Annotated in this window: 27 protein-coding genes and 1 tRNA gene; 20 read left to right on the top strand and 8 right to left on the bottom strand. The window is 63.6% G+C overall.

What is annotated here, in order from left to right; genetic code table 11:
- Positions 1-61: 61 nt before the first annotated feature.
- The 6 genes from AB0O87_RS00395 to AB0O87_RS00370 are packed head-to-tail and all read left to right on the top strand — an operon-like array spanning position 62 to position 3668.
- Positions 62-520 carry an Lrp/AsnC family transcriptional regulator gene (locus tag AB0O87_RS00395; protein WP_363510496.1) on the top strand — a complete coding sequence of 153 codons (459 nt, stop codon included), beginning with the start codon at positions 62-64 and terminating at the stop codon, positions 518-520.
- A gap of 28 nt (positions 521-548) precedes the next feature.
- Positions 549-839 carry a DUF4287 domain-containing protein gene (locus AB0O87_RS00390; protein WP_363510493.1) on the top strand — a complete coding sequence of 97 codons (291 nt, stop codon included), beginning with the start codon at positions 549-551 and terminating at the stop codon, positions 837-839.
- A 35-nt stretch (positions 840-874) separates the two neighbouring features.
- On the top strand, positions 875-1849 hold the full coding sequence (locus tag AB0O87_RS00385; protein WP_363510490.1) for a 1,4-dihydroxy-2-naphthoate polyprenyltransferase: 975 nt from the start codon (positions 875-877) through the stop codon (positions 1847-1849).
- Positions 1850-1909: 60 nt separating this feature from the next.
- A complete protein-coding gene (locus AB0O87_RS00380) occupies positions 1910-2200 on the top strand; it encodes an SAV_915 family protein (protein WP_363510487.1) in 291 nt (96 codons plus the stop codon).
- Positions 2197-2493, top strand: a complete 297-nt coding sequence (locus tag AB0O87_RS00375) for a hypothetical protein (RefSeq protein ID WP_363510484.1) — start codon at positions 2197-2199, stop codon at positions 2491-2493. Before AB0O87_RS00380 ends, AB0O87_RS00375 begins: the two co-directional genes overlap by 4 nt.
- Positions 2493-3668: a hypothetical protein gene (locus AB0O87_RS00370; protein ID WP_363510482.1), complete on the top strand. Its 1176-nt coding sequence runs from the start codon at positions 2493-2495 to the stop codon at positions 3666-3668. The genes AB0O87_RS00375 and AB0O87_RS00370 overlap by 1 nt, the downstream gene beginning before the upstream one ends.
- Before the next feature lie 42 nt (positions 3669-3710).
- On the opposite strand, the gene AB0O87_RS00365 is transcribed toward AB0O87_RS00370, so the two are convergent.
- Together AB0O87_RS00365 and AB0O87_RS00360 are read right to left on the bottom strand one after the other, a co-directional pair.
- Complete coding sequence (locus AB0O87_RS00365) at positions 3711-4007, bottom strand: DUF4229 domain-containing protein (protein ID WP_363510479.1); 297 nt, start codon at positions 4005-4007, stop codon at positions 3711-3713.
- Between the two features lie 40 nt (positions 4008-4047).
- Positions 4048-4941: a hypothetical protein gene (locus AB0O87_RS00360; RefSeq protein ID WP_363510476.1), complete on the bottom strand. Its 894-nt coding sequence runs from the start codon at positions 4939-4941 to the stop codon at positions 4048-4050.
- 125 nt (positions 4942-5066) lie between these two features.
- Here AB0O87_RS00360 and AB0O87_RS00355 point away from each other — a divergent pair, with 125 nt between their 5' ends.
- The 6 genes from AB0O87_RS00355 to AB0O87_RS00330 all read left to right on the top strand — a co-directional run bounded on the left by AB0O87_RS00355 (position 5067) and on the right by AB0O87_RS00330 (position 11158).
- Positions 5067-6047: a glycosyltransferase family 2 protein gene (locus AB0O87_RS00355; RefSeq protein ID WP_363510473.1), complete on the top strand. Its 981-nt coding sequence runs from the start codon at positions 5067-5069 to the stop codon at positions 6045-6047.
- Positions 6044-7387: a polysialyltransferase family glycosyltransferase gene (locus tag AB0O87_RS00350; protein ID WP_363510470.1), complete on the top strand. Its 1344-nt coding sequence runs from the start codon at positions 6044-6046 to the stop codon at positions 7385-7387. The genes AB0O87_RS00355 and AB0O87_RS00350 overlap by 4 nt, the downstream gene beginning before the upstream one ends.
- A gap of 14 nt (positions 7388-7401) precedes the next feature.
- Entirely contained in the window at positions 7402-8565 is a 1164-nt protein-coding gene (locus AB0O87_RS00345; RefSeq protein ID WP_363510467.1) for an acylneuraminate cytidylyltransferase, read from the top strand.
- Positions 8566-8658: 93 nt separating this feature from the next.
- Complete coding sequence (locus tag AB0O87_RS00340) at positions 8659-9531, top strand: N-acetylneuraminate synthase family protein (RefSeq protein ID WP_363512827.1); 873 nt, start codon at positions 8659-8661, stop codon at positions 9529-9531.
- On the top strand, positions 9528-10925 hold the full coding sequence (locus tag AB0O87_RS00335) for a DUF6716 putative glycosyltransferase (RefSeq protein ID WP_363510465.1): 1398 nt from the start codon (positions 9528-9530) through the stop codon (positions 10923-10925). Before AB0O87_RS00340 ends, AB0O87_RS00335 begins: the two co-directional genes overlap by 4 nt.
- Positions 10926-11082: 157 nt before the next feature.
- Positions 11083-11158 (top strand) — tRNA-Met (locus AB0O87_RS00330).
- A 36-nt stretch (positions 11159-11194) separates the two neighbouring features.
- Here the strand turns inward: AB0O87_RS00330 and AB0O87_RS00325 are convergent.
- Positions 11195-11590, bottom strand: a complete 396-nt coding sequence (locus AB0O87_RS00325; protein WP_363510462.1) for a hypothetical protein — start codon at positions 11588-11590, stop codon at positions 11195-11197.
- A gap of 107 nt (positions 11591-11697) precedes the next feature.
- Here AB0O87_RS00325 and arfB point away from each other — a divergent pair, with 107 nt between their 5' ends.
- Entirely contained in the window at positions 11698-12138 is a 441-nt protein-coding gene (gene arfB / locus AB0O87_RS00320; protein ID WP_363510460.1) for an alternative ribosome rescue aminoacyl-tRNA hydrolase ArfB, read from the top strand.
- Positions 12139-12140: 2 nt separating this feature from the next.
- Here the strand turns inward: arfB and AB0O87_RS00315 are convergent, their stop codons facing one another.
- The 4 genes from AB0O87_RS00315 to AB0O87_RS00300 form a co-directional block, all read right to left on the bottom strand.
- Positions 12141-14225 carry a DUF2156 domain-containing protein gene (locus AB0O87_RS00315; RefSeq protein ID WP_363510457.1) on the bottom strand — a complete coding sequence of 695 codons (2085 nt, stop codon included), beginning with the start codon at positions 14223-14225 and terminating at the stop codon, positions 12141-12143.
- 45 nt (positions 14226-14270) lie between these two features.
- Positions 14271-15080 (bottom strand): tyrosine-protein phosphatase, encoded by an 810-nt coding sequence (locus tag AB0O87_RS00310; protein ID WP_363510454.1) that lies wholly within the window; start codon positions 15078-15080, stop codon positions 14271-14273.
- A gap of 49 nt (positions 15081-15129) precedes the next feature.
- Complete coding sequence (locus tag AB0O87_RS00305) at positions 15130-15783, bottom strand: thioredoxin domain-containing protein (protein ID WP_363510451.1); 654 nt, start codon at positions 15781-15783, stop codon at positions 15130-15132.
- A gap of 70 nt (positions 15784-15853) precedes the next feature.
- Positions 15854-16318 carry a hypothetical protein gene (locus AB0O87_RS00300; RefSeq protein WP_363510448.1) on the bottom strand — a complete coding sequence of 155 codons (465 nt, stop codon included), beginning with the start codon at positions 16316-16318 and terminating at the stop codon, positions 15854-15856.
- Between the two features lie 75 nt (positions 16319-16393).
- On the opposite strand from AB0O87_RS00300, the gene AB0O87_RS00295 reads away from it, so the two are divergent.
- The 3 genes from AB0O87_RS00295 to AB0O87_RS00285 are packed head-to-tail and all read left to right on the top strand — an operon-like array spanning position 16394 to position 19267.
- The gene (locus AB0O87_RS00295) at positions 16394-16744 is read left to right on the top strand and encodes a PLDc N-terminal domain-containing protein (protein ID WP_363510446.1); all 351 of its coding nucleotides are present in this window, start codon (positions 16394-16396) and stop codon (positions 16742-16744) included.
- On the top strand, positions 16741-18408 hold the full coding sequence (gene menD / locus AB0O87_RS00290) for a 2-succinyl-5-enolpyruvyl-6-hydroxy-3-cyclohexene-1-carboxylic-acid synthase (RefSeq protein WP_363510443.1): 1668 nt from the start codon (positions 16741-16743) through the stop codon (positions 18406-18408). The genes AB0O87_RS00295 and menD overlap by 4 nt, the downstream gene beginning before the upstream one ends.
- A gap of 16 nt (positions 18409-18424) precedes the next feature.
- A complete protein-coding gene (locus AB0O87_RS00285) occupies positions 18425-19267 on the top strand; it encodes a polyphosphate kinase 2 family protein (RefSeq protein WP_363510440.1) in 843 nt (280 codons plus the stop codon).
- Positions 19268-19297: 30 nt separating this feature from the next.
- On the opposite strand, the gene AB0O87_RS00280 is transcribed toward AB0O87_RS00285, so the two are convergent.
- Entirely contained in the window at positions 19298-20551 is a 1254-nt protein-coding gene (locus tag AB0O87_RS00280; protein WP_363510437.1) for an isochorismate synthase, read from the bottom strand.
- A 56-nt stretch (positions 20552-20607) separates the two neighbouring features.
- Between AB0O87_RS00280 and AB0O87_RS00275 the strand changes: the two genes are divergently transcribed.
- The 4 genes from AB0O87_RS00275 (at position 20608) to AB0O87_RS00260 (ending at position 24430) form a co-directional block, all read left to right on the top strand.
- A complete protein-coding gene (locus AB0O87_RS00275; RefSeq protein ID WP_363510434.1) occupies positions 20608-21171 on the top strand; it encodes a DUF402 domain-containing protein in 564 nt (187 codons plus the stop codon).
- Positions 21168-21887 carry a class I SAM-dependent methyltransferase gene (locus AB0O87_RS00270; RefSeq protein ID WP_363510431.1) on the top strand — a complete coding sequence of 240 codons (720 nt, stop codon included), beginning with the start codon at positions 21168-21170 and terminating at the stop codon, positions 21885-21887. Before AB0O87_RS00275 ends, AB0O87_RS00270 begins: the two co-directional genes overlap by 4 nt.
- A gap of 46 nt (positions 21888-21933) precedes the next feature.
- Complete coding sequence (locus AB0O87_RS00265) at positions 21934-22995, top strand: polyprenyl synthetase family protein (protein WP_363510428.1); 1062 nt, start codon at positions 21934-21936, stop codon at positions 22993-22995.
- Between the two features lie 61 nt (positions 22996-23056).
- Entirely contained in the window at positions 23057-24430 is a 1374-nt protein-coding gene (locus tag AB0O87_RS00260; RefSeq protein WP_363510425.1) for an FAD-dependent oxidoreductase, read from the top strand.
- Positions 24431-24435 lie beyond the last annotated feature (5 nt).

The raw sequence follows: 24435 nt of genomic DNA, 5'->3' as shown, positions 1-24435 counted from the left end.
ATCGGAGCTTTTAACGGAAACATTCCGGCATATGCAGAGTAGTGACGATAATCTTACAGCTATGGATGATCCTGTCGACCTCGCAATTTTGTCCGCGATCTCCCGAGACGGTCGCGCCACACTCTCCCAACTCTCCGACGTCGTGGGGCTGTCGGTTTCGGCCGTGCAGTCGCGTCTGCGGCGACTGGAAACGAGGGGAGTGATCTCCGGCTACCGGGCGATCCTTGACCCTGAGCAGGTCGGCACGCCGCTGGCGGCCTTCATCGAGATCACGCCTCTCGACCCCGCGCAGCCAGACAATGCGCCGGAGCTTCTCGATCACCTTGACGCGATTGAGGCGTGTCATTCGATCGCGGGCGATGCGAGTTACATGCTGTTCGTGCGGGTCCCCTCGCCACGTGCGCTGGAACAACTTGTACGCGATGTGCGGTTGGCGGCAAATGTCAGCACGCGCACCACGGTGGTGTTGCAGACTTACTACGAACACCGCCCCATCATTCCGGTGGGCGCAGCAGGCTAACCAGGTCACCACCGAACCAGGAGTGCTCATGTCGTTCCAGGCATACCTCGACAACATCGAGACCAAAACGGGGCTCACGCCACGGCAGTTCATCGAGCTAGCGACAGCACAGGGCTTTGACCAGACGAGCAAGGCCGGGCCAATCGTCGCTTGGCTTAAAGAGGAGTATCAGCTCGGCCAAGGCCACGCGATGGCACTGGTGCATGTGGTCACGAAGGGGCCGCAGATCAGTAGTAAGCACGTCGGAAAGGGCGGCTCTCACGGCGATGTGTCCGACATGCTCTGGCTCGACGGCAAAGACAGCAACCCTGGCCTCTGAGGCTCGCCATGGGATGGCCCAGTAAGATTCGGTAAGTGGCAGCATCCTCTCAGCGCAAGAAGAAGACCCGGCGCTCGGCGCGTACCTCGACCCGCACGAGCGGTAACCCCGCGAGGCGCCCGGTGCTTGAGGCAGCTCCCGTCACTGCATCTGATTGGATCGGCGCGGCACGCCTACGCACGCTTCCTCTGGCAATCGCCCCTGTTGTGATCGGCACCGGCGCCGCGCGTAGCACCGGCCCGGAATTGCACTGGGTTATCGCCCTTGCCTGTCTCGCCGTTGCGGTGTTTCTACAGATCGGTGTGAACTTCACCAACGACTACAGCGACGGAGTGCGTGGTACGGATGCGCACAGGGTCGGCCCCGCTCGGCTTACCGCCTCGGGGCGCGTACGGCCCCGCACGGTCCTGACCATCGGACTCGTGTTCTTCGCGCTCGCCGCACTAGCGGGGCTCGCGATCGTCGTTCGCACAGAGCAATGGTGGATGCTGGCCGTTGGTGCGGTGAGCATCATTGCCGCCTGGTTCTACACCGGCGGCAAGCGGCCATACGGCTACTACGCACTCGGCGAAGTTTTCGTGTTCGTGTTTTTCGGCCTCGTCGCCACGCTCGGCACCACTTGGGTGCAGGTTTTCGAGCTACCGGTACAGGCCTGGCTGGGGGCGATTGCGACCGGTCTCTTCGCCTGCGCCGTATTGCTCGCCAACAACCTGCGCGACATCGATCAAGACCGTGAAGTGGGCAAGCGCACGCTGACAGTGCTGATTGGTCGCCGCGCGACGCAGGTGCTGTTCACGCTCTTTGTGCTGGCCCCGTTTGGCATCGCCGTGTTCCTGGCGCTGCTGTTCCCTGTGGCCTGGATCTCGCTCCTGGCGCTGCTCGCTGGGCTACCAGCTATTGCGATCGTCTGGTCGTACCGTCAGCCGAAAGAGCTGGTCACCGCCCTCGCGCTGACCTCGCTGACGTCGGTGCTGTACGCCGTCGCGCTGTTCTGGGCGTTCGTCAGCTAATATTCACGCGTGATGCTCCGGCCGTAGGTTGCGCGCTTGCGCATCACACGGGGAGGAATCATGGAGATTGTGTCTCAGCGGACGACACCACCTGTTGTCTATGTCCCGATCAATGGCGAAGACCACGAGGGTAGAGCCAGCATTGCGCTACTCCGCCTCACGACGGGTCAACTCGCCGTCGCGGCTTACTCTGCCCTCGATCGTCTCGAGAGTGCGTTGGGCGCACGGCAGGCATGGATGCTTTTTCGGACGCCGGAGCTCGAGGAGCAGGCGTCCGCGATGAACATCACCCGCATCCTCATGGATCCGCGTCCTGATACACAACCCCAGCATCGAGGCGGTCTGCGATGACAAAGATCGAGTTTGAGACGGCTGAAGTTCGTTTCGCCGCCTCGGAGTTGCAGGATGCGGCCGAGTTGCTTGGGGGTGCGACACGCGCTGTGCCTGAGTCGGTCGACGCAGGGGAGGGGTCGCAGCCGATCGCGGATGTCCTCGGCCGGATGAGTGAATGGACCGGGTTGCTCGCTGGAGTGCACAGCGACATCGCCGGGCTGCTGGAAGACATCGCCGCTCGGATCATCGACGATGAAGAGACTGTGTCCGAGGCGCTGGAGGGCATCTCATCTGAACTTGGTGATTCTTGATGCCCGGTTCGTGCGTCATCGAGGTGGGGGGAAGCCCCTCTGCGATCCGTAACGCAGCAGAGTGGCTTCGCCACAAAGCGGAGAGCGCGGCCAACGAAGCCGACGTTATCGATGGCCTCATCGCAACTACGTCGTACACCTACTGGCAGGGGCGGGCTGGCGACGCGTTCAACGAGGTCGTAGGCCGTATGGTCGCGGCATCTCGCGAGGTGGCGGACCTCGCAGGCCCGTTCGCCGAGACGCTGCAAGTGTTCGCGGGCAAGGTCGAGCGTATGCAGGAGAAGTTTGAAGGATTCCTCGCGCATGCTGCGGCCGTGGGGCTCAGAGTTGCGGACACCACAGTCTTCGCGCCAACGTGGTCGGGTGCCGTCCCGCAGAGTGACGCGGACGTTTCCTGGAGCGAGTGGCGCGATTATCAGAAGCGTCTGCGAGAGTATGACCGGATTCAGAACGACGTGGTGCTGTGGCACGGAGACCACAAGGCCTGGATCTATACGAACCTTGTCGGCTACGCCGCAGGGCTTCCGGGTGAGGCTCAGGTTCAGTCGCTGAACGACGGCATTCGGACGGCCGCAGGTCTTGGCTTTAGTGCGGCCAATAGGTACCTCGACGTGCGTTGGGAGCAGAAGGTCGCGAACTTGACGTTCCAGGCTGAGGGGTACGCATTCCTAGCCGACGAGATGTCTCGAAAGTCGTATGCATCAGGAGACCCAGCGCTCAGGGCGACGCTGCTGAAGGCCATCGAAGATGGCACTCCAGAGCAGTTCCACAGTCTCGCGGGGAAGCTCAGCTCGGTGGCTGAAGTCACCAAGTCGCTACGCAGCGTTCTCGACACCGTCGGCGGCCCAGTTGCCGACATCGGCCTCGGGGCGTGGGCGATCGCCGATGGCAAGGAGCCTGTCGATGTGCTGGTCGAGGGGGCAGGAGGCCTTGGCGCGGTGGCTATCAGTGGCTGGGTCGCCGCTGGCGCAACCGTCCCCGTCTGGGCGGTCGGTGGAGCTGGTCTTGCCGGTGGTGTCGCGGTTGGTGCGGGTTGGGAGTCAACTCCCGCTTCCTGGCGCAATGGAATCTACGAGTTCACCGAGGACGGCTACATCATCGTGGGTGACATGGGCGAGCAAGTCGGGGACTGGTTCGTCGACCGATCCCTGGACATCGGGCAATGGCTAAAATGACGCTAGCCAGCCTGATGGCAAAAAGGGAGCCCCTGATGCCGATCAGGCCTTGTCGTTACCCGGCACACTGTCGTCGATCGCTTGGTCTTCTGCGTCCGCGTCGGCGGATTCACCTGAGGCGCGCATCTCGCGGCGCTCGTGCAGTCGCGTCGAGGCATCCGTGAGCGGCGCACGCAGGAACAGCATGGAAATGCTCGCGCCGATCAGCGCAGCAAAGATCGCGGCAAGCCACCAGAACTCACGGAAGATCGGAAAGAAGAACCAGAGGACGGCGAGCGGAACAAGGAACGCCAGCAGCCGCAGCACGGTGTAGACGAGGAAAGGTGCGGGCTTCTTCACCCGTCCAGTGTACGGGCGCTGCGCTATGGACTCGGTGTGATCAGCCGCTGATGCCCACGCGGGAAAGGGGGATGCCGCGCACGATTCGGCGCCACGGATGCTCACCGACCGACCAGAGCTGCCGTTCGTTGAGGTCGAGTGCCAGATCTTCGCATCCGACGGGCAAGGGCGCCGCCGCCCGCTGTAAAGAGTTACTGCCGCCGCTCCACAGGGTTCCTGGTTTCACCCCATCCGACTGCGACACGAAGTGCTCGCGACCCAGTCTGACGGCACCCTGCATACGGGCGATGTGTGGCACGAACCGGTCAAGTTCGACGAATCCGCCATCGTCTTCCGGGATGTGGAATTCTCCGATCTGGCCCTGCTCATCGGTCTGATATTCCCCGATGAGCACACGGGGCAGTGAGGATCCTGCCTCGTCGAACGCACGGCCGATAAAGGAGCATCGCAGATCTACCTGGTGCATCTTGGTGCGCACCGCGACGAGGGCAGTGCGGCGAGCGCCGCCGCCTCCTCCGCCAGCGAGACGGCGAGCATCAGCCCCTCGGATGCTGTGGAGATCCGTGAGATTGAACTCCCAAATGCCGCGCTTGGTCGCAGCGGCGAAGAGTCTGTCGCCGAACCAGGCGATTCCGCCCGCGTGGATTCGCGCTGGGTGTAGCTGGCCGTCGTCTCCGAGCTCGGCGAGCAAGATGTCCAGGGAGCGTGAGCGTTCTAGATCGATGAGGGTTACGCGGGAGGCGAGGTGTGTGCCGGCAAGGTCTTGTCGAAACCAGCTCACGGCCAGCATTCGTTTCCCTCGCCACGTGCCCACATCGATACCTTGCGGATACCAGTGTCTGGTCCAGGCCCTGGCGCTGAGCCAACGCAGCTCGACGCTGTCTCGACGCCGCTGATGAACGGGGCGCCAGGCAGATCCGCAAGGCCAGAGCATGCTCCCATCGTCGCGGATATGCCGTGCGCTCGCGAACCGAAGAAACCTTGCGTTCACCTCCGCGTCGATGTGCGGCAATGGGGGCCTGGCACCTTGGCGAGAAACCGCCCGTCTGCTGGAGTCCTGTGCGAAAGCCTCTTGTCACCGTTATCTTGCCCGCCAAAGACGCTGGCGAGTACATCGGTACGACCCTGGAAACCCTCACCAGGCAGTTCGACGATCCCGTTTCGCTGAAGCTCGTCGCCATTGATGATGGTTCGCGCGACGACACCGGCGCGCTCATGCGGCAGTACGCCGACCGGTTTCCGCACTCCGCTGTCTTGCGTAATCCGGTCGCGCGTGGTCTCGCCAGTGCCAGAAACCAGGGCCTCGCACATGTGGAGGGCGATGCGTTCTGTTTTCTCGATGGGGACGACTGGATGCAGCCGGGGCGACTCGAGGTGTTGCGGTCACACTTGCAGGAGCTTCGCTGCGACTTCTTGCGCACCGATCATGTCACTGTGACCGGCATGCAACGCACGCTGGTGCGCGCGCCATACCCGTGGCGCGACCGGGTAGTGCCTCCCAGGGCAGCGATCCTTCCGGAGAACGAGCCGACGATGGTCGACTATCCCTACGCCTGGGCGGGGATTTTTCATCGCAAGGTCATCGATGCAGGGTTAGCGGAGTTTCCGGAGGGATTGTTCACAGCGGAAGACCGGCCATGGATTTGGAACCTCCACCTCCGAGCTCAGTCTTTCGCCGTCGTCGACGCGCCGGCGCTGCTCTATCGGCGTGGCGTAAGCACCTCCCTCACGCAGGTACGCGACCGACGTCAGCTCGACTTTGTCCGGGCGATGAACGAGGTCATTGCTACGGTCCAGCGCGATCCGGAGGGAGAGCGTTTCATGCCGAAGGCGGTATGGACAGCGCTGGCCCTCAGCTCTCATCATCTGGTGCGTGCGCGGCAGATGAGGCGGGGGCTGCGGGGCGAGATGAAGACCGGCATCCGAGACCTGCTCCGCACGCTCCCTGCTGACGATGTGGCTGCCGCCGTCGCGCGACTTGATGGACCACGACGGCGGGTCCTCGCGGGAGTCCTTCGACAGGCAGGGCACGCCGCGTGACTCAAATCTTCGCGCTGCACAGCGCTTATGGACTCGCGACGGTAGCGGCAGCGATCGACGCGGGGCTTGTCGACGCAGATGCCGAGCGCATCCTCGTACCGTTCGTGTCATCGCGGGTGCCGGAGACAGCGGTCGGGATTGCAGACGAACCGGCACTCCGCTCTCTGCGGGATCGGTTTGACCGCGTAGAGCGACTGGAAGATATCCTCGGGCCGCTGCATCCCAGCGCTTGGGAACCAGCAGACGCTGATCTGCCGATGCTGGAGCGGCTGATTTCACGCGCATGGAGCCTCGATACCGCTGATCTAGAGGTGCTCGTGCAAAGCCCGCAGGTGGCGCCAGCGCGCACGCTGATGTCGCTGTTCTCGCGCGCGCGGATCACGATCATCGGCGATGGTCTGATGACGTACTCGCCGATGCGGGTGCAGTTGCCACATGCGGTGTCGGCACGCATTCAAGGGGTTGTCTACGCCGACGTCGTGCCAGGAGTGCGTCCGCTGGTGGCTTCTCCTGCCGCCGTGGTCGTTCCGGTGCCGCCCGCCTCATTTGCGGCGGTGCTCAGCGAGACAGACACGGGCGAACTCCTATCGCTGGCCGATGGCGCACCGACCGTGCTGGTTCTGGGGCAATATCTTTCGGCGCTGGGACTGGTGACTCCAGATGCAGAGATCGACCTTCAGAAGCAGCTGATCGATCGCGCGGTGCGCTGGTCGCCGCAACGTATCGTCTTCAAACCGCATCCTGCCGCGCCTCCGTTACTGACCGCGGCTCTGCGTGAAAGGGCAATCGCGAAGGGAACGGACTTCGTCGAGTATCACGGGCCACTGGCGGCGGAGCTACTGGCCGAGCGCATCGATGCCGTGGCGGTGGTTGCCGGATTCTCGACGGCGCTGCCCACCGTGAACACCCTCTTCGGGCGCGCCATTGGTTCCGCAGGATGCAGCACGGTGCTGGCGGCACTAACCCCGTTTGAAAACAGCAATCGAATCCCCGTCACGCTGGTCGATGCGCTCACCCGCGATGATTCGCCGTACGCTTCCCCTGCACAATTGCAGCTGTTGGTCGACGCTGTCGGTTACGCGATGCAACCCGAGATCGCCGGTCATCTTCGCGATCGTGCGGAAGAGTTTCTGCGTGGCATCGAGCCAGAAGAGCGGCATCGCTACTTCACGCCGCGGAGGCTCGCAGACTTGCGTCTGCCCGGTGCGCCGCGCGACAGCGTCGCACGACAGATACTGCGGCCGGCAGGAGGTGTGGGCAGGATCGAAGAGTGGCGGCTCACGGCGCTGGGCGCGCGGCGGCGTGCTGAACGTGCATGGCGAGCAATACGAGGACGATGAAGAGGATGCAGACCATGAACGAGCAGACACCACCCCTCGCCGTGGCGATCATTCCGGCGCGCGGCGGATCCAAACAGATACCGCGCAAAAACCTGGAGCGCGTCGGCGGCGTCCCACTGGTGGAACGCGCGGTTCGCGCGGCACACGCCGCGGCAGGCATTGACCTGGTCGTGGTTTCCACAGATAATGCCGAGATAGCGGCTGTGGCATCAGCAGCTGGCGCGCGCGTCATCGATCGCCCTGCCGAGATCGCCGGCGACACCGCGACTTCTGAGAGCGCGATTCTGCATGTGCTTGATGAACTCGAGGCGGAAGGCACCCGCGTGGATGTCGTGGCTTTCCTGCAGGCCACCTCCCCGTTCATCCCACATGATGCCCTCGCGCTGGCGGTGCAGGAAGTGCGCGCCGATCGGGCAGACAGCATGTTCGCCGCGCACGAGACCTTCGGATTTCTGTGGCGAGAAGACGCTGAGGGTCATGCCGTGGCGATAAACCACGAGGCCGCTCACCGCCCTCGTCGACAAGACCGAGAACCGCACCACCTCGAAACCGGGGCGTTCTACGTCTTCCGTGCCGACGGGTTCCGCCACAGCAAGCATCGCTTCTTCGGCCGGACCCGGATCGCGGCCGTGCCGGAGTGGACGGCGATCGAGATCGACGATGCAGATCAGCTCCGTGTTGCCCGTGCGCTTGCCGCACTGCATGAGGCGGCAGACCCGATCCGCGTTCACGCGGTGGTGACCGATTTCGATGGCGTTCACACCGACGACACGGCGATCATCGACGATGCAGGTCGCGAGCAGGTGCGAGTCAGCCGCGAAGACGGCATGGGGGTGGCGATGCTGCGCAGGGCGGGTATCCCGATGCTGATTTTGTCGACGGAAGTGAATCCGGTCGTCCGCGCACGCGCTGACAAGCTCCGGGTGCCTGTACTGCACGGCATCGAAGACAAAGAAAAGGCATTGCGGGCCTGGGCGCAGGAAAACGACGTCTCGTTGCGCGACACTGCCTACCTCGGAAACGACGTCAACGACCTGCCGGCCATGCGGATCGTCGGATGGCCGATAGCCGTCGCCAACGCGCACCCCAGCGTGCTCGCCGAGGCACGGATAGTGCTGAGTCGTCGCGGCGGAGAAGGCGCGGTGCGCGAGCTGGTCGAGAGAGTGTTGGCCAGCTGACTGAGGCCGGTAACCCTGGCGTTGTGCGGCGTTCACCCTCGCCCCGTATTCAAGAGGGAGGGGATGAATTCTCGCTCGATGACCGGAGGAACCATGACTGTCAGCATCGGCTCACGTGTGATTGGCGGCGGGCGTCCTGCCTACGTCATCGCCGAAATCGGACTGAATCACAATGGCGATGTAGAGATCGCGAAGCGGCTCATCGACGTCGCGGCGCGCGCGGGTGCCGATGCCGTCAAATTTCAGAAACGTACTCCGGAAATCTCCACCCCCGAGCACATGCGAGATGTTCCGCGTGAGACGCCGTGGGGCGTCATGAGCTACCTCGACTACCGCCGTCGGGTGGAATTCGGGCGCGAGGAATATGTCGCGATTGGCGACCACGCGACCCTGCTGGGGCTGGACTGGTTCGCCTCGCCGTGGGACGTCCCCAGCGTCGATTTCCTTGAAGATCTCAACGTCGTTGCACATAAGGTCGCCTCGGCGAGCCTCACCGATACCGAGCTGCTTACCCGTTTGCGCGAGACGGGGAAGCCCGTCATGCTCTCTACCGGAATGTCGACCATCGAGCAGATCGACCGCGCTCTCGACACTCTTGGCACCGACCGGGTCGTGCTCATGCACGCGACCTCGACGTATCCGTTGGAGCCGGAAGAGGCGAACCTGCGGGTGATCGCCACCCTGCGGGATCGCTATGCCGGAGTGCCCGTCGGCTATTCCGGTCACGAGCGCGGACTGCAGATTTCGCTCGCTGCTGTGGCCATCGGTGCGGTAGCCGTCGAGCGTCACATCACGCTGGACCGCACCATGTGGGGCTCTGACCATGCGGCATCTCTTGAGCCCACAGGACTGGAGCACCTGGTGCGTGACATTCGTGTGATCGAGCGTGCGCTGGGTGACGGAGTCAAGCGCGTGTTTGACAGTGAGCGTGCGCCGATGGCGAAGCTGCGTCGCATCCCGGCATGAGCAACTCTGGTATTCGCGTCGTCGCCATTGCCGACGCAGACTCATTCGTGAAATGGGCGGCATCGCTTCTTGGCTCAGTGCCGGGAGTACGCGCGCACCTGCTTCTGGTGCGCACGCCGCTCACCGTCAGCGGCGAACAGCAGCGCACAGCCCTCGTGGGCAGCAGCTTCGAGTCAAAAGATGTCACCCGAGTGGGTTTCGACGAGCTCTCCGGTTGGCTGGCCGGACAGCGACCCGATGCGGTCGTGCTGGCGGGACGAGGGCCATTCGTGCGGCTGATGGGTCGGGTAATCGACTCGTTGGTGCACCGTCCTGTCGTCATCTCAGGATTTCCGGGGATGGCGATTCCGGCCCAGCGAGGCGCACTCGAATACCGCAAGCACGCTGACCTCCTGGTGCTGCACTCTCACCGTGAAGTGCGCGCCTTCAACGAACTGGGGCGCCGCATCGGCGTGCAGGTGCCGACCGCTCTCGCGACGCTTCCCTTCGCGAAGCGGCGGCAAAGAATACTGCGGCCAGAGCGGATCCGTCTGGATGCTCTCGGGATGCACGGTGGCGGTGCCACGGTCGTTGAACGCCCGGAGCGCACTGCCTCGGAGCTTTCTGCTGCGGTGCGACCGGCCGCCACAGATATCGTTTTCGCCACCCAAGCGATGGTTCCTGCAACGCGCGCGGATCGGGCAGAGATCGCCGCCATGCTCGTTCGCGCTGCCGAGGCAGATTCGCGGCGGAGGGTAGTGGTGAAGCTGCGGTCGCGGCCGGGGGAGTCGGAAGCGCACCTCGAACATGAGCCATATCGAGCGCTGTTACCCGACCGGCTGCCCGAGAATCTCGTCTTCTCCTATGGCTCGATGGCCAGTGCTCTGGATAGAGCGGCAGGGCTGGTCACGGTGAGTTCAACTGCAGCAATCGAGGCGACAGCACTCGGCGTGCCCGTGATCGCCCTCGACTCATTCGGGGTGAGCAAGACCCTGCTCAACACGGTGTTCGTGGGGAGTGGCCTGCTGGGTGGACGCAACGAAGTTGTGGCAGGTCGATTCCGGCATGCGCATCCTGCCTGGCTTCGAGACAACTACTTTCACCCCGAGGCGGAGTCGACCTGGTGGGAACGAGTTGAACAACTTGTCGCGCTGCGCCGAGCCGGAGCGTTGCCAGCCAGACGCGTGCCGGCAGCCCGCGGGGGTGGGATCCACGAGGCCTGGCATCGGGTGAGCGTGCTCGGATCAGAGGATCGCAGTCTGCAAGGTGCTGTGGCGCTTGCCTGGGGTGCGCCTGCCGTGCGGGCGCTCGCCGCGCTCCGCCGAGCCCGAGCCTCAGACGGCGGCACATGGGCAGACCCGTCGACGGATTACACGCTGGAACCGAACCCGTTCGAAGATTCCATCCGTCGCTGAGCTACCCCCAAAACCCAGACCATCCGTGCTGCGCCCCGCGCGTTGCCGTCCGCCACGCGGCAGCCCACACGAATGGTCTGGGTTTTGATGAGGTGCCAGGTCATGGAAAGAAATAGACCTGGCGGGAAGTGTGGGGGTTGGGTAGCGTCGAAGACATCGCGGCGATCCGGGCGGTCCCGGGCCACAGCTCATACCTGATGGCGTTGCGGGTTCGACTCCCGCCGTCGCGTCCAATCGATTGTGAACAAGGTTCCGTTGCGGCGTATTGGCTAACGAGGAAGCTGCCGAAGGCTGTCATCCACAGGAAACGAGACTTCGTAGTAGACCTGCGGCGCGCTCATGTCGCCCCAGTCGTCTTTCTTCACACGAATCCGCAATGGCGATGCCTCGGCGATGCGCACGCGCAACCAGGCGCCGCTCTCCAGCCGCAATTCATGCGGCTCAGCGAGGTATCCCAATCCGCGCCCGTCGAGCACCTCTTCCGCTCGCATCCAGTCCACGACCTCCGTCACCGGCCGGCCCAACAGATCGATAGCGACGAATCCGTCGTCGACGGGCTTGATCCATCCCACTCGCTCGCCGTCTTCCGTGCGGCGGTGCTCGATCCAGTCGGCGTCCATCTGGTCAGTATGCCTGTTGGATGAGAGCGCCGATGGCACCGACATCGTCGTTCGCCTGTGGTGAGTCGGAAGCGTTCGCAGGGTGTCGTCTCTTGGACGAAAGTCTAGTCAGGCCCGTTTTTGCGGCCAGGAGCGCAGGGGAAGATAGACGCATGCCCTCCGCCCATCGTCCAGGTCTTCGCGTCTCGTCGAATCTCACGATTCCTGAGGCTGAGCTGGCGTGGCGCTTTTCGCGATCATCCGGCCCAGGCGGCCAGGGCGTCAACACGGCGGACTCCCGCGTGGAACTCGTGTGGGATGCAGCGCGTTCGAGTGCCCTCACCTCGCATCAGCGCGATCGGCTTTTGGAGCGTTTGTCTGCTCGGCTGGTCGACGGGGTGCTGACGATCACCGCGTCCGAGCATCGCGCGCAGCTGCGCAACAGGGATGCGGCTCGCGTTCGGCTCGCGTCGCTTGTTGCCGATGCGCTGCGTCCCCCCGCTCCACAGCGCCGTGCGACCAAACCGAGCCGGGGATCGAAAGAGCGAAGGTTGAAGGCGAAGCAACGCCGTGGCGACGTAAAAGGCTTACGTCGTCCACCTCACGATTCGTAGCGTCAGTCTTTCCCGCCACCGCGCACGATCTCGAGTCCAGCGCCGGCGAATTGCCGAAGCGTGGCGTCGGGAAGAAAGGCTCTCGTCAGGGCTCCACCGATGCGGGTGAGGTCACTCTCATCGCGGAAGAGCAGGTACATGGTTTCGTACCTGGGGTGGAATTTCTGCTTGAACTTATGCAGTGATCCGAACCCGTAAACCGGCTCCAAAGCCTCGGCGAGTCGATCGCTGAGCACGGCGATCATGCCGGCGTCCGGCGGATAGTCGTGTGCGAGTGGTGCCCCGGAGAGGGACATAATCTGCGCGCCCTCTTCAGAGAATTGCTTTGCGGATGAGCCGATGAGGTACTCCATCACTGGACCGAATCCGCCGTCGCGCCGACGCATCAAATCCAGCGTCCATCCGCGCACGGCACCGTCGTTGCCGTACACAGGCAACCAGGAGAGGAAACCATCGACGTCGCCATTCGGGGCGAGCGCCAGCGCGAGCCGCACATCAGGATCTTCTGCTTCATCAAGGGTGCCAAGGGTGAACCGCATCTCCGGGAGGTCTTTATCGCCCACCCACGCTTCGGAGATTGCGCGCAGTTGCTGTTGCACTCCCCACGACTCCGCTTTCAGATGCGTCATCCGGAAAGTCATTTCTTCACGCCCTGCTTTGTTGAGCGAGGTGCGTACTGAGCTCCACTGCTTGCCGGTGAAGGCGAGTCCTGGCAGGTCGACGATGGTGTCGTCGGCGACCACGATTCTGCGCCAGGTAGACGGCACTGCCGCAAGCGTCGCTTCGTCAGCGCTGAAGAAGCACGGCACCAGGCCGTCTTGTTCTGCGGCCCGGATAAACTCGTTGACCGCTTCTGCGCGCGTCTCCGCTGGCCCAATCGGATCAGCCAGCGCGAGCGCAACGCCGTTCCTCCGCTGGTACGCCACGATGCCGCCAGACACTCGGGCGTAGCTGTTTCCGTCCCAGGTCGTCATCCACGAAAGCGTGCCGCCACCGTGTGTGCGCAACTCGTTCTTCATGTCTTCGGCGGTCGGTGCGGGCTGGATGCCAAGCTTCGCGCGACGGCGGGCACGGAACGCTCGACGTACCCACAAGAGGTACGCGATGACTATGAGCCAGAGGAACCCGTTCGCGAGCGAAAGCTCGGTCTCTCCGTCCCATGTCACATCGAGCTGGGCCTGACTGGTGGAGGTGATCAGCGTCAGCACGAGGGCAGCAACGGCCACGTTGAAGACACCGAGCACAAGCGCGAGCACCCACGCCCAACGTCGCCCTCGCCGCAGCCCGTTAACGAGCAGCAGAATCACGACGAGGTCGATCGCGAGGTCGATGAAACCACCGGATGCGGGGTCTGTCTTACCAAAAGGGCCGTCTGTGGGGACGAAAGCCGTGATGATCTCCACCGCGCTGAGCACGGCGATAGAAAGCACGGCAATCAGCCGTTGCTCGCGGACGGTGGTGTGTCGCACGCGCAGTGACCGGTCAACGACGAGGATCAGCAGCACCGCCAACAGGTGTTCGAGGTCGGCGAGTTTGCCCCAGAACAGCATCGCGATGAACAAAAAGCCGAGCAGAATCAGCCAGCCACGCACCCGCCACGGCGGACGGAAAAGCCCGATGGCTGCGGCCATGCACGCCATCGTGCCCCCAGAGGCTCCGACATCGAGCGCCTGGGCTTGCGTGGCAGCCCATGCCCACGGGAAGGCGGAAAGCAAGAGCAGCACCAGAGCGGTTGCGAAGATCGCGAAGAGCTGGCCGATCCAGTAGTAGGCGAGCGCAACGCGTGAGCCGCGACGGAACTCGAGGTACGCCATGCCCCAAAAACCCGCGATGGTGAACAGATAGACCCACGGCTGGTTCACGAAGAACGTGCCGGTGAGCGGGGTCCACCACTTGCCGTCTGCGAGGTTGGGGAGGCCGTAGGCCACCTGTGAGAAGAGCGCTGAGTTTTCAAAAGGTGCCCAGAGGCCGCTCCAGATCACGCCAGCCGCGAGGATCAGCCCGATCATTGTGAGCGTCGCGGGTATGCGTCGCACCACAGCCAACGCAGGATGCGGCGAAAGGGAGCGCTCCGCTGTCTCAGTCATGCGATCAGCGTAGCGAGGGACTCAGCGGTGCGTCAGCCGCAAGCCTCACTCGGAGCGCAGCGCGTGCCGCAGCTTTGTGATCTCCTCGTCTGTCATGCCGCCGCTGCGAAGATACTCGGCGGCACCACCATGGTTCAGCGCGATCCAGTCGATGGCCGTCTCAATGGCGGAAGCTGGTGCCTCCGTCGCGAGCGCTTTGATGGCAGGAGTGAGCGGAACACCCATTGAGGTGATCAGCCCGGTGAGGGCTTCGGAGAACCCACCAGCGAGGTTCTTCGTCGTCTGCGTGTAATCCCCGACGATTGCGCTGCGTGGTACTTCGGCCAGCATGAGCAGGATCGCGACAGCGAGACCCGTGCGGTCTTTCCCTGCAGTGCAGTGGATCAAAACACCAGGACGATCGGCGCCGAAAGAGCTGAGCACCGTCTGAGCTACCTGGGCGAACTGTGCGGCGTTGTCTTGCAAGATCCCGATGTAGAGCTGTTCCAGCGTCGGAACCTTTTGCAGAATCTCCGCCAGCTGTGTCACGGAGAGCCCTGACTTCCCAGCGGCCGGCAGCATCTGCTTCACCATCTCGTCCATCGCACCGCCCTGCATGGGCAGAGCGAACAGGCGCACACTGCCATCGGTGGGGAGCCGGTCGGGTGCACGATCGCGTTCGCTGTCGGTGCGCAGGTCGATCACCGTGCCGATCTCGAGGTCGTTCAGTGACTGCAGTCCGGCATCGGTCAGAGAGGCGAGGGCATCGGAGCGAAAGATGCGTCCGGATGCGAGGGCGCCGCCCCCTGAAATCGGAAGGCCAGCGACCTCGCGAGCATTGTGTGTTCCTGGCAGTATCGACGTCGTTTCTCTCATCGTTTTGTCCCTCTCCCTGGACTCGATTTCAGCGTATCGGGACGTCGCATTAGCCGTTGACGGCTTTCTCGATCGCTTCTTCCAGGTCGTCCCACTCTTGAAGATCGGCGCGCTGACCGTCGACAAAGAAGGTGGGAGTGCTGTTCACCTCAAGACCCTCGCCATCGGCCTTGTCAGAGAGCACCCGCTCAGCTGTCGCTGGGTCGATTATCGCCGCGTCGTACGCCGCCATGTCCAGCCCCAGGTCTTCCGCGAAGGCTCGGAACACTTCAGGTGTCTCCTCTGAGTTCTCGGCCCACTGCGTCTGAGTTTCAAAGAGGCGGGCGTACATGTCTTCGAATCGATCCTGCTGAGCGGCGGCCTCGGCCGCCAGCGCAGCCTGCATCGAGTTCACGTGTCCAGGCAACGGAAAGTAGCGCACCACGTAGGTGATGTCGCCCTCGTACTTCTCGCGAAGCTCTTCCACGACGGGGTAGAAAGCTCCGCACGCCTCGCACTCAAAATCGAGGAACTCCACGACAGTAACCGCGTCGGCGCCCCCGTCATCGAGCACGTGGGAATCGGTGCGTACCGTCTGTAACGGCTCGCCGCTTGCGGTTGGCGTGGGTTTCGCCTGTTGGTTTATTGCAAAAACGATGCCCACTATTGCCAGGACAACAGCGACGGCGATGGCGATCAGGGTCGCTTTGACAGAGTTCTTCATGGAGTCTCCAAATACACGGGTACGACAGGGAAAAGGTGCCGTGAGTAACGGCGGGATCGCTGCCGAGGTTTCAGGTACGGGAGATCGAGAGCTGCGTGAGAGTGAGGAGCGGGGTAGCGACCTGTGCGCCGGAGCGAGTCAGGTGCGGCGCCGCTATCTGAGGTTCTCTGGACCTCAGCGGCGGGGAAAAACGGCCAAGAATCCGCCGGAACGCCAATACCAACACGAGGCAACCGAGGGCGAAGCAGCAAAGCGCAGTGAGCAGGCCGCCGCTTACGTCAGAAGCAGGTGCGTCAGACACGAGTGCGTCGCTCAGACCAGCGACCGCGAGGTCACCCACGGCGGGTGCCACGCTGTCGGACTGTGAAACACCGACGCTGACGCTCTCTGTCGCGTGTGCGTTTGCGGGGCTGTGGACACTCGTCCAGACTCCCACCAGCACCAAGAGCGCGAGGGCAACGGCGGTGATCACCTGAGTGAGGATCATCCGCTCGGCGCGCGTTCGCGGCAACGAGTCTGGCGGTGAGGGCAACATTTCCCGCGCAGTCTAGCAACGCCGCCTCTGCCTGTTCTGCGTCCGGGCCACCGCTGGGGTGCCTACACTGGAGGGGTGGCGAGACTACTGATCATCGGCGGATTCCTCGCCGCCGTCTTCTGGGTATTCAGCATCGTTGACTGCGCTGTGCAGCCGGCGACGCGGCATCGTGGCGTGTCCAAGCCCGCCTGGATCGCGATCGTAGTGTTGCTTCCGGTGATCGGCGGCGTGCTCTGGTTCGTGATCGGCCGTCGCCGCGCAAACGACTCAGGGACACGCCCCGTAATCGGTCCAGACGATGACCCCGCGTTCCTGCGCAGCATCAACAAAGAAGAGCAGGACGAGCGCATTCGTCGCCTCGAAGAAGAACTCGCCAAGTTGGACGAGGAGACAGACGAGCCCCCGGCCGCGGATCCGCGCCCGTGACCTCGTCGCCAGCGGCAGAAGCCGCGGCACAACTGATCGTCGACCTCGTCGCTCACGGTGTGCGCGACGTCGTTGTCTGCCCAGGCTCACGATCCCAAGCACTTGCGCTCGCCGCGGTGCGCTTCGCTGACGAGGGTCTTCTGCGGGTCCACGTGCGCATTGACGAGCGGGTGGCGGGCTTCACTGCCCTCGGAATCGGTCGAGAGACGGGCGTGCCTGCCGCCGTTGTCTGCACCTCAGGAACTGCCGTCGGAAATCTCTTGCCTGCCGTGATGGAGTCTTTCCACTCCGGCGTGCCGATGCTGTTGCTCACCGCGGATCGCCCCCCAGAATTGCGCGGCGTTGGTGCCAACCAGGCGACTACCCAAGAGGGTCTGTTTCAGCCGTGGGTACGAGACCAGATCGACGCCCCTGTTCCGGGAGATGGCGATTGGTCAGGGTTGGCGGAGCGCGCGGTGGCCGCAGCGGTGGGCGCGCAGGAAGTTCCGCACGCACTCGCCGGGGTGGCGGGCCCCGTGCATCTGAATCTGCCTTTCCGAGAGCCGCTTTCTGGTTCTTTTTCCGACATCGTTGCTGTCGAAGGCCCCGCACCCCGCGTCCTGCGCGCCGAGCCGCATGAGCTTCACCGCGGCCCGCGAACTGTCGTTGTTGCTGGCGCTGACGCCGGCGCTGATGCCGAAGAGATCGCCCACGCCGGTGGCTGGCCACTGATTGCCGAGATTGTGAGTGGCGCTCGTTTCGGTCGGCAGATCGTGCACGGATACCGTCGTCTTCTGTCGCGCGCAGACCTGGGAGCCCGTATCGAACGGGTGGTGGTCTTCGGACACCCGACCCTCAGCCGCGAGGTTGCGGCGCTGCTTGCACGCCCAGAAGTCGACGTCATCGCCGTGCACCGCGGTGGTGAGCAGCTGAATCTGAACCACCGCACTCAAGGGGTGGCCGCGGTGGTCGTCGCGCCAGGAGACGCTGATCGTGCATGGCTGGGCGAATGGCTGCACGCTTCGGCGGCAGAGATCGTCGATCTGTCAGAGCGCGCTCCCGACCCTGAGGCTCTCGCCTCTTCTGACTTCGTGGCGCGGCGAGAAGCGGTCAAAGCAGAGCTCGACGCTGTTCGGCGGCCGCTTGACCGCGATCTTCTCGTCGACGCCGTGTGGCGAGCGACGTGGCCGCACGACCGTCTCGTCTTCGGGTCTTCGCGGTTGGTCCGCGTGGCCGATCAGGTGCTCGGGGGCAAGAAGGTGCCGGTGCACGCGAATCGGGGACTTGCGGGGATCGACGGCACGGTGGCGACGGCTACGGGTGTTGCTGTCGCTAGTCAGGCCGCAGGGGCGCCGGGGGTGACCAGGGTTTTGCTGGGCGACCTCGCGTTTTTGCATGACGTGGGCGCCCTGCTCTTTCCGCCGGATGAGGTTGAGCCGCGGCTACAGGTCATCGTGGGTAACGATGGCGGCGGCACGATTTTTGACTCGCTAGAGGTCGCGGCATCCGCGCGTTCAGACGATCTCGATCGCGCCTTCTACACCCCGCATACGGTGCGATTGGAGCACCTCGCGCTCGCGTACGGCTGGGAATATCAGCGAGTGACCACCCGCACAGCACTCGACCAAGCCTTGACGTCACCGCACGGGGGACGCCAGATCATTGAGGTCCCGCTCGCGCGTTGACTGGCAGGATGTGCATATGAACGCGCACAACTGGACGCAGACACTCCGCGTCGATAGCGGGTTTCGTCTCGCCGACGTCGACCCCAACGCCAAGCCCGGCTATTCAGACGGGAAGTCCGATGGGACCCGTGATCTCGCGACCGGCCTCGAAAAGCTGAACGAGCTGCAAGAGCGCCTGTTCGCGCAGAGTCGAGCAGAGGTGGCCAAAGACGCAGTGCTCCTCGTGCTGCAGGCGATGGACTCCGCTGGCAAGGGCGGCATTGTGCGCCACGTCGTCGGTAGCGTCGATCCGCAAGGGGTGGAGCTTGCGGCATTCAAGGCGCCGACAGAGGAAGAACGTGCACACGACTTCCTCTGGCGTATCGAAAAGCGCCTGCCCGCCGCCGGATTCATCGGGGTGTTTGATCGTTCGCACTACGAAGACGTCTTGATCGGGCGGGTGCGTGAGCTCGCTCCTCCGGCAGAGATCGAGCGGAGATACGAGGCCATCAACGAGTTCGAGGCACGTGTCGTGGCATCGGGAACGCGCATCGTCAAGGTGATGCTGCACATTTCGCCAGATGAGCAGAAGTCGCGGCTGATGGAACGACTTGAGCGTCCGGATAAGCACTGGAAGTACAACCCTGGTGACGTCGACGAGCGGCTGCTGTGGCCGGAATACATGCAGGCGTACCAAACGATGTTCGACCGAACCTCAACGGCAGCAGCTCCGTGGCATGTGATTCCGGCGAATGCGAAGTGGTATGCCCGGCTGGCCGTGCAGGAACTCCTGCTCGCTGCTCTCGAAGACATCAACCCGCAGTGGCCCCTTGCGAATTTCGACGTCGAGGCAGAGAAGAAACGTCTGAAGCACAGCTGACTTTACCCGCCTGCTCTCGCTTGGCCGTCGTCAGGCGAGAGCGTCGACGAGCGGACGGAACTTCACTCGCGTCTCGAGCAGCTCGCTTTCCGGATCTGAACCCGCCACGATCCCGGCGCCCGCGTATGCGGTGACGCTGATCGCCTCGTCGGTGGCGGCGAACTGCGCACACCGCAACGCAATAGCCCACTCTCCGTTGCCTGCGCCATCGACCCATCCGACCGGACCGGCGTATCGACCTCGGTCAAACGGCTCGAGGTCGCGGATCGCGGCGATCGCGGATGTCGTTGGGGTGCCGGCGACAGCCGCGGTGGGGTGCAGAACACGCACAAGATCGAGCGCTGATCCTTCGTCGTTCAGTTCGCCCTCCACGTCAGTCGCGAGGTGAAAAAGGTTCGGCAGCTTCAGTAGAAATGGTTGCTCACTCGCGGCGAGGGCGCGCGTGTGCGGTCGCAATGAAGCAAGCACGCTCTGCACCGCGTACTGGTGTTCGTCCAGGTCTTTGGTGCTGGAGGCGAGGTGCGCCGACGCGGCCGTGTCAGCATCGGCGTCAGCGCCGCGTCCGATCGTTCCTGCCAGCACGCGCGCGGTCACGGTGCCATCGTGCACGGTGACGAGTGTTTCGGGGCTGGCGCCGATGAGGCCGTCTACCGCGAAAGCCCAGGTGTCTGGGTAGCCGGTTGACAGTGCGCGCACGAGGCGGCGCAGATCGGAGCCTCCAGGGATCGTGCCGGTCAGGTCGCGCGCGAGCACGACTTTGCTCAGCTCACCGTTCGCGATACGGGTGAGTGCGCCGCGCACCGAGTCTTGATACCCCTGGGGACTCTGGGCCCCTGGGCCGACAGTGCCTGCCCAGTGCGGACCGTACGGGTGCGTCTGAAGCGTCTCGATGCTGTCCTCAGCAGTGCTGAGGCGAATGCGCGTTTCCCAAAAACGATCGCCGTGCCGCCCGAGCACGTGCGAGGGCACGATGAGCACGCTGTCGGCGGCAGAGTTCTCATCAAACGTGAAAGCTCCAAAGGCGACCAGCCCTGTGCCCGGCAGGTCGACGGCGTCAGAGACTTCCGCTTCGCGAGAGATGGTTGCCCACTTCGCGGTCAGAGTAGCCGCACGCGCGGTGTTGCCGTCGGCGGGTTCGCGCAGTTCCATCAGCGCTTCGCCGACCGCAACGATCCCCTCTCCGCGGCGTAGCCAGGCGAGGGGGTGAGCGGGGTCGGCGTAGGCCAACAGATCTTCGACCGGGTCGATCTCTCGGGTCTCCACGACCAGGTGGGTGGTGTGCACGCAATAAGCCTATGCCGCTGGGGAACACGCGGATTCGCTGGTCGTAGGGTGAACGCATGAGTGATCCACGCCCCGCAGCCGGAACCGAGATGATCATCCAGTGGCGCAAGTGGGACGGGGCGCCGCATTGGCGGCACGAGTGCGTGTATTTGGGGGCAGACCAGTGGGGCGACTGGATCGGCCAACCCGACGGGTGGTCTAGCGCACGGCCCGGCGCCCAATTTTTGGCCGGAGGGCCCAATGTCACGCTGATTCCGGCGAGCGGCGACCATGCGGTCACCGTAAATCGGGGGCATCGCAAAGGCATGCGCATCTACATCGATCTGGGGTGGGACGTTGGCTGGTCCGCCGATCCGCTGCTCGTCACGGGGATCGATATGGACCTCGACGTGGTGCGGGTAGAAGGCGCGCGTGGAACCTGGGTCGATGACCGTGATGAGTGGGCAGAACACAGCGCCCAATACGGCTATCCCGCTGAGGTGATGCGCCACTTGGAAGCGCTCGCGCTCGACCTTGAACAACGCGTACGGGCCCAGGCCGCGCCGTTTGATAATGCAACAGCGGATCCGTGGCTTGATCGGCTCGAAGCCATGGCCCTCGCGCCTAGACTGAAGCCGTGACTTCGAACGATGCAAACCGAGCCGATCTCGGTAAGGACCCGAGCCGCGTGAGCGGCATGTTCGACCAAGTCGCCGCAGGGTATGACCGCACCAACACGGCCTTGACTGTCGGCAACGACGTCCTGTGGCGCGCGGCGACGACCCGCGCGGTTGCGCCCAAGCCGGGGGAGCGAATTCTCGACCTCGGCGCGGGGACGGCGTCATCGTCTGCTTCGCTTGCACGCAGTGGCGCTCAGGTCGTCGCCGCCGACTTCTCACCCGGCATGCTTGCCGAGGGAGAGCGTCGGCACGGAGCCATGCGCAACCTGTCTTTTGTGCAGGCGGATGCGACGGATCTGCCCTTTCCTGATGGCGAGTTCGATGCGGTCACCATGTCGTACGCGCTGCGAAACGTCAACGACCCCAAGAAGGCACTGCGCGAGTTGCTGCGAGTGACCAAACCGGGCGGTCGAGTCGTCATCAATGAGTTTTCCACCCCGCCTGGCGAGTTTTTCCGCGGCGCTTACCGCTTTTACAACGCCCAAGTTCTGCCGCGCGTTGCCCGTGTGGCTGGCACCAACGGCGACGCATATGACTATCTGAACGAGTCGATCCGCGACTGGCCAGACCAGAAACAGCTGGCGGCGTGGATGCGAGAGGCCGGGTGGGTCGACGTCGCCCACCGCAACCTCACCTTCGGCATTGTGGCCCTGCACAGAGCGCGCAAGCCAGAGTGAGTCCGTCAGGCAGAATCGTCACAGCTGACGCAGGTAGGCTGGGGTCGTGACTTCGAGCCCCATTGCCCCGGGTTCGCGACTGGCGAGCCGTCTCGGCTTTAGCGATCGCGTCTTCATCGGCCCTGCCGCCAGACGCGTTGCGCGTGCCATCGAAGACGGCTTAGAGCTGGTCGAGACCGGCTTGGCAGAAGACGTCCGTGTGGCAGACCCGCTGGCCGATGCTGCGAGCCGTTACTTGTATGAGGCTGGTGGTAAGCGCATCCGCCCCGTGCTCACGCTTCTCGCCGCCCAACTGGGAGACGGGAACACCGCAGAGGTGATCGATGTCGCGAAGGCGCTAGAGATCACTCATCTCGGTTCGCTCTACCACGACGACGTGATGGACGGAGCAGACAGACGACGGGGCGTTCCAGCGGCGCACGCTGTGTGGGGTAACAACATCGCCATCCTCACCGGAGACATTCTGTTCTCTCGTGCCAGTCAGCTGATGTCGAAGCTGGGCGAACGTGCGGTTCGTCTTCAAGCAGACACCTTTGAGCGTTTGGTCCTCGGTCAGATGCACGAGACCGTGGGCCCGCAAGAAGACGACGATCCCATTGAGTTCTACATTCGCGTGCTGGCAGATAAGACCGGTTCGCTGATCGCTGCGGCGACACAGGGCGGCGTGATTTTCTCGCACGCTCCTGCGGAGTTCGAAGAACCGTTGCGTCAGTACGGCGAGAAGATCGGCGTGGCCTTCCAGCTGCTCGACGATGTGATTGATCTGTCGTCGAAGCCGGAAGAGACAGGCAAGGTTCCTGGAACCGACCTGCGCGCTGGCGTTCCCACGATGCCGTATTTGCTCTTGAAGGCAGAAGACGATGCAGCTTCGGCGGAGCTTGCCGCACGGATCGATGACGGAGTTGCCTTGATCGCTGACGGCGCTGACCCGGCGATTCTTGACGGCGCACTCAATGAGTTGCGCGACCACGCCGTGACACAAAAGACGCTCGAGCTCGCGCATTCCTGGACTCGCGATGCTGTCGCCACTCTTGAGCCCCTCCCTCGCGGAACTGTGCGAGAGGCGCTGACCCGATTCGCTGAAACCCTCGCCGAACGCTCCAGTTGAACCTTTGCGTGCGACCCGTGTGGTTGCACGTCGGTTGCGACGGCATACGAAAGGACCTTCCATGACCAAGCTCAGACTGGCCATCGTCGGTGCAGGCCCCGCCGGCATCTACGCCGCGGACATTCTGTTGAAAGCCGAGCGCAAGTTCGACGTCTCGATTGACCTTTTCGAACAGCTGCCCGCACCCTATGGGCTGGTGCGCTACGGCGTTGCTCCAGACCACCCGCGTATCAAGGGCATCATCACCGCTTTGCGCGACGTGCTCGATCGTGGCGACATCCGCTTGTTTGGCAACGTGCGCTTTGGTGAAGACATCACCCTCGACGATCTCAAGAAGCACTACAACGCGGTGATCTTCGCCACCGGAGCGATCCGCGATACCTCGATGGAGATTCCTGGCATCGACGCCGTAGCTTCCTACGGTGCTGCGGACTACGTCAGCTGGTTCGATGGGCACCCAGACGTGCCGCGCGAATGGCCACTGGATGCCGCAGCTGTCGGTGTGCTCGGCAACGGAAACGTCGCGCTCGACGTCGCCCGCATGCTCGCCAAGCACGCAGAAGACCTTCTTGTCACCGAGGTCCCCACCAATGTCTATGAGGGTCTCAAGGCGAGCGCGGTTACCGACGTGCATGTGTTCGGACGCCGCGGACCGGCGCAGGTGAAGTTCACCCCACTTGAACTTCGCGAACTCGGCGAACTGCGCGACGTTGACATGGTGGTCTACGACGAAGACTTCGACTACGACGACGCCTCCAAAGCGGCGGTGGCCAGCAACAAGCAGGTCATGGTCATCGATCGCATTCTGCAGTCGTGGCGCAAACGCGACTCCGTCAACAATGCCGGAGGCACCGCATCGCGTCGCCTGCACTTGCACTTCTGGGCGAAGCCTGTCGAGATTCGCAAAGACGAGAACGGTCGGGTCGCTGCCCTTGTCTACGAGCGCACCCAACCGGACGGTCAGGGTGGTGCGATCGGCACAGGCGAGATGCGCGAGGTGCCGCTCCAGGCTCTCTATCGCGCGATTGGCTACTTCGGTTCTCCGCTGCCCGGTGTGCCCTTTGATAAGAAGCATGGCGTGATCCCGAACCGCGAAGGACAGGTGCTCGCGAAGGACTCCAACCAACCGGCCACCGGTATCTACGCCACGGGATGGATCAAGCGCGGTCCCGTCGGGCTCATCGGACACACCAAGTCTGATGCGATGGAGACAGTGCGTCACATCATCAACGACCAGGGCTCATGGTGGCACCCAGAAGACCCGTCCGAAGAGGCCATCCCTGCGCTTCTCGCAGAGCGCGGAGTGCGCTGGACCGACCTCGAGGGCTGGCACCGGCTCGACGAGCACGAGATTGCACTCGGTGCGCCAGACGAGCGCGCACGCGTCAAGGTCGTCCCGCGTGACGAGATGGTGCGGGTTTCGCGCGGCGAGTAGCCGTC

Origin of the sequence: Microbacterium sp. NPDC076768, assembly GCF_040687205.1 — a bacterium.
GTDB lineage: Bacteria > Actinomycetota > Actinomycetes > Actinomycetales > Microbacteriaceae > Microbacterium.
Note: the sequence above shows the minus strand (reverse complement) of the source record. Positions and strands in the feature narration are given on the sequence as shown.

Coding starts and splice junctions, on each gene's coding strand:
- arfB (WP_363510460.1), top strand. CDS start 11,698: ATGCCCTCCGCCCATCGTCCAGGTCTTCGCGTCTCGTCGAATCTCACG.
- AB0O87_RS00335 (WP_363510465.1), top strand. CDS start 9,528: ATGAGCAACTCTGGTATTCGCGTCGTCGCCATTGCCGACGCAGACTCA.
- AB0O87_RS00375 (WP_363510484.1), top strand. CDS start 2,197: ATGACAAAGATCGAGTTTGAGACGGCTGAAGTTCGTTTCGCCGCCTCG.
- AB0O87_RS00275 (WP_363510434.1), top strand. CDS start 20,608: ATGAGTGATCCACGCCCCGCAGCCGGAACCGAGATGATCATCCAGTGG.
- AB0O87_RS00370 (WP_363510482.1), top strand. CDS start 2,493: ATGCCCGGTTCGTGCGTCATCGAGGTGGGGGGAAGCCCCTCTGCGATC.
- AB0O87_RS00345 (WP_363510467.1), top strand. CDS start 7,402: ATGAACGAGCAGACACCACCCCTCGCCGTGGCGATCATTCCGGCGCGC.
- AB0O87_RS00390 (WP_363510493.1), top strand. CDS start 549: ATGTCGTTCCAGGCATACCTCGACAACATCGAGACCAAAACGGGGCTC.
- AB0O87_RS00315 (WP_363510457.1), bottom strand. CDS start 14,225: ATGACTGAGACAGCGGAGCGCTCCCTTTCGCCGCATCCTGCGTTGGCT.
- AB0O87_RS00305 (WP_363510451.1), bottom strand. CDS start 15,783: ATGAAGAACTCTGTCAAAGCGACCCTGATCGCCATCGCCGTCGCTGTT.
- AB0O87_RS00340 (WP_363512827.1), top strand. CDS start 8,659: ATGACTGTCAGCATCGGCTCACGTGTGATTGGCGGCGGGCGTCCTGCC.
- AB0O87_RS00260 (WP_363510425.1), top strand. CDS start 23,057: ATGACCAAGCTCAGACTGGCCATCGTCGGTGCAGGCCCCGCCGGCATC.
- AB0O87_RS00285 (WP_363510440.1), top strand. CDS start 18,425: ATGAACGCGCACAACTGGACGCAGACACTCCGCGTCGATAGCGGGTTT.
- AB0O87_RS00360 (WP_363510476.1), bottom strand. CDS start 4,941: ATGCTCTGGCCTTGCGGATCTGCCTGGCGCCCCGTTCATCAGCGGCGT.
- AB0O87_RS00300 (WP_363510448.1), bottom strand. CDS start 16,318: ATGTTGCCCTCACCGCCAGACTCGTTGCCGCGAACGCGCGCCGAGCGG.
- AB0O87_RS00395 (WP_363510496.1), top strand. CDS start 62: ATGGATGATCCTGTCGACCTCGCAATTTTGTCCGCGATCTCCCGAGAC.
- AB0O87_RS00325 (WP_363510462.1), bottom strand. CDS start 11,590: ATGTCGGTGCCATCGGCGCTCTCATCCAACAGGCATACTGACCAGATG.
- AB0O87_RS00310 (WP_363510454.1), bottom strand. CDS start 15,080: ATGAGAGAAACGACGTCGATACTGCCAGGAACACACAATGCTCGCGAG.
- AB0O87_RS00380 (WP_363510487.1), top strand. CDS start 1,910: ATGGAGATTGTGTCTCAGCGGACGACACCACCTGTTGTCTATGTCCCG.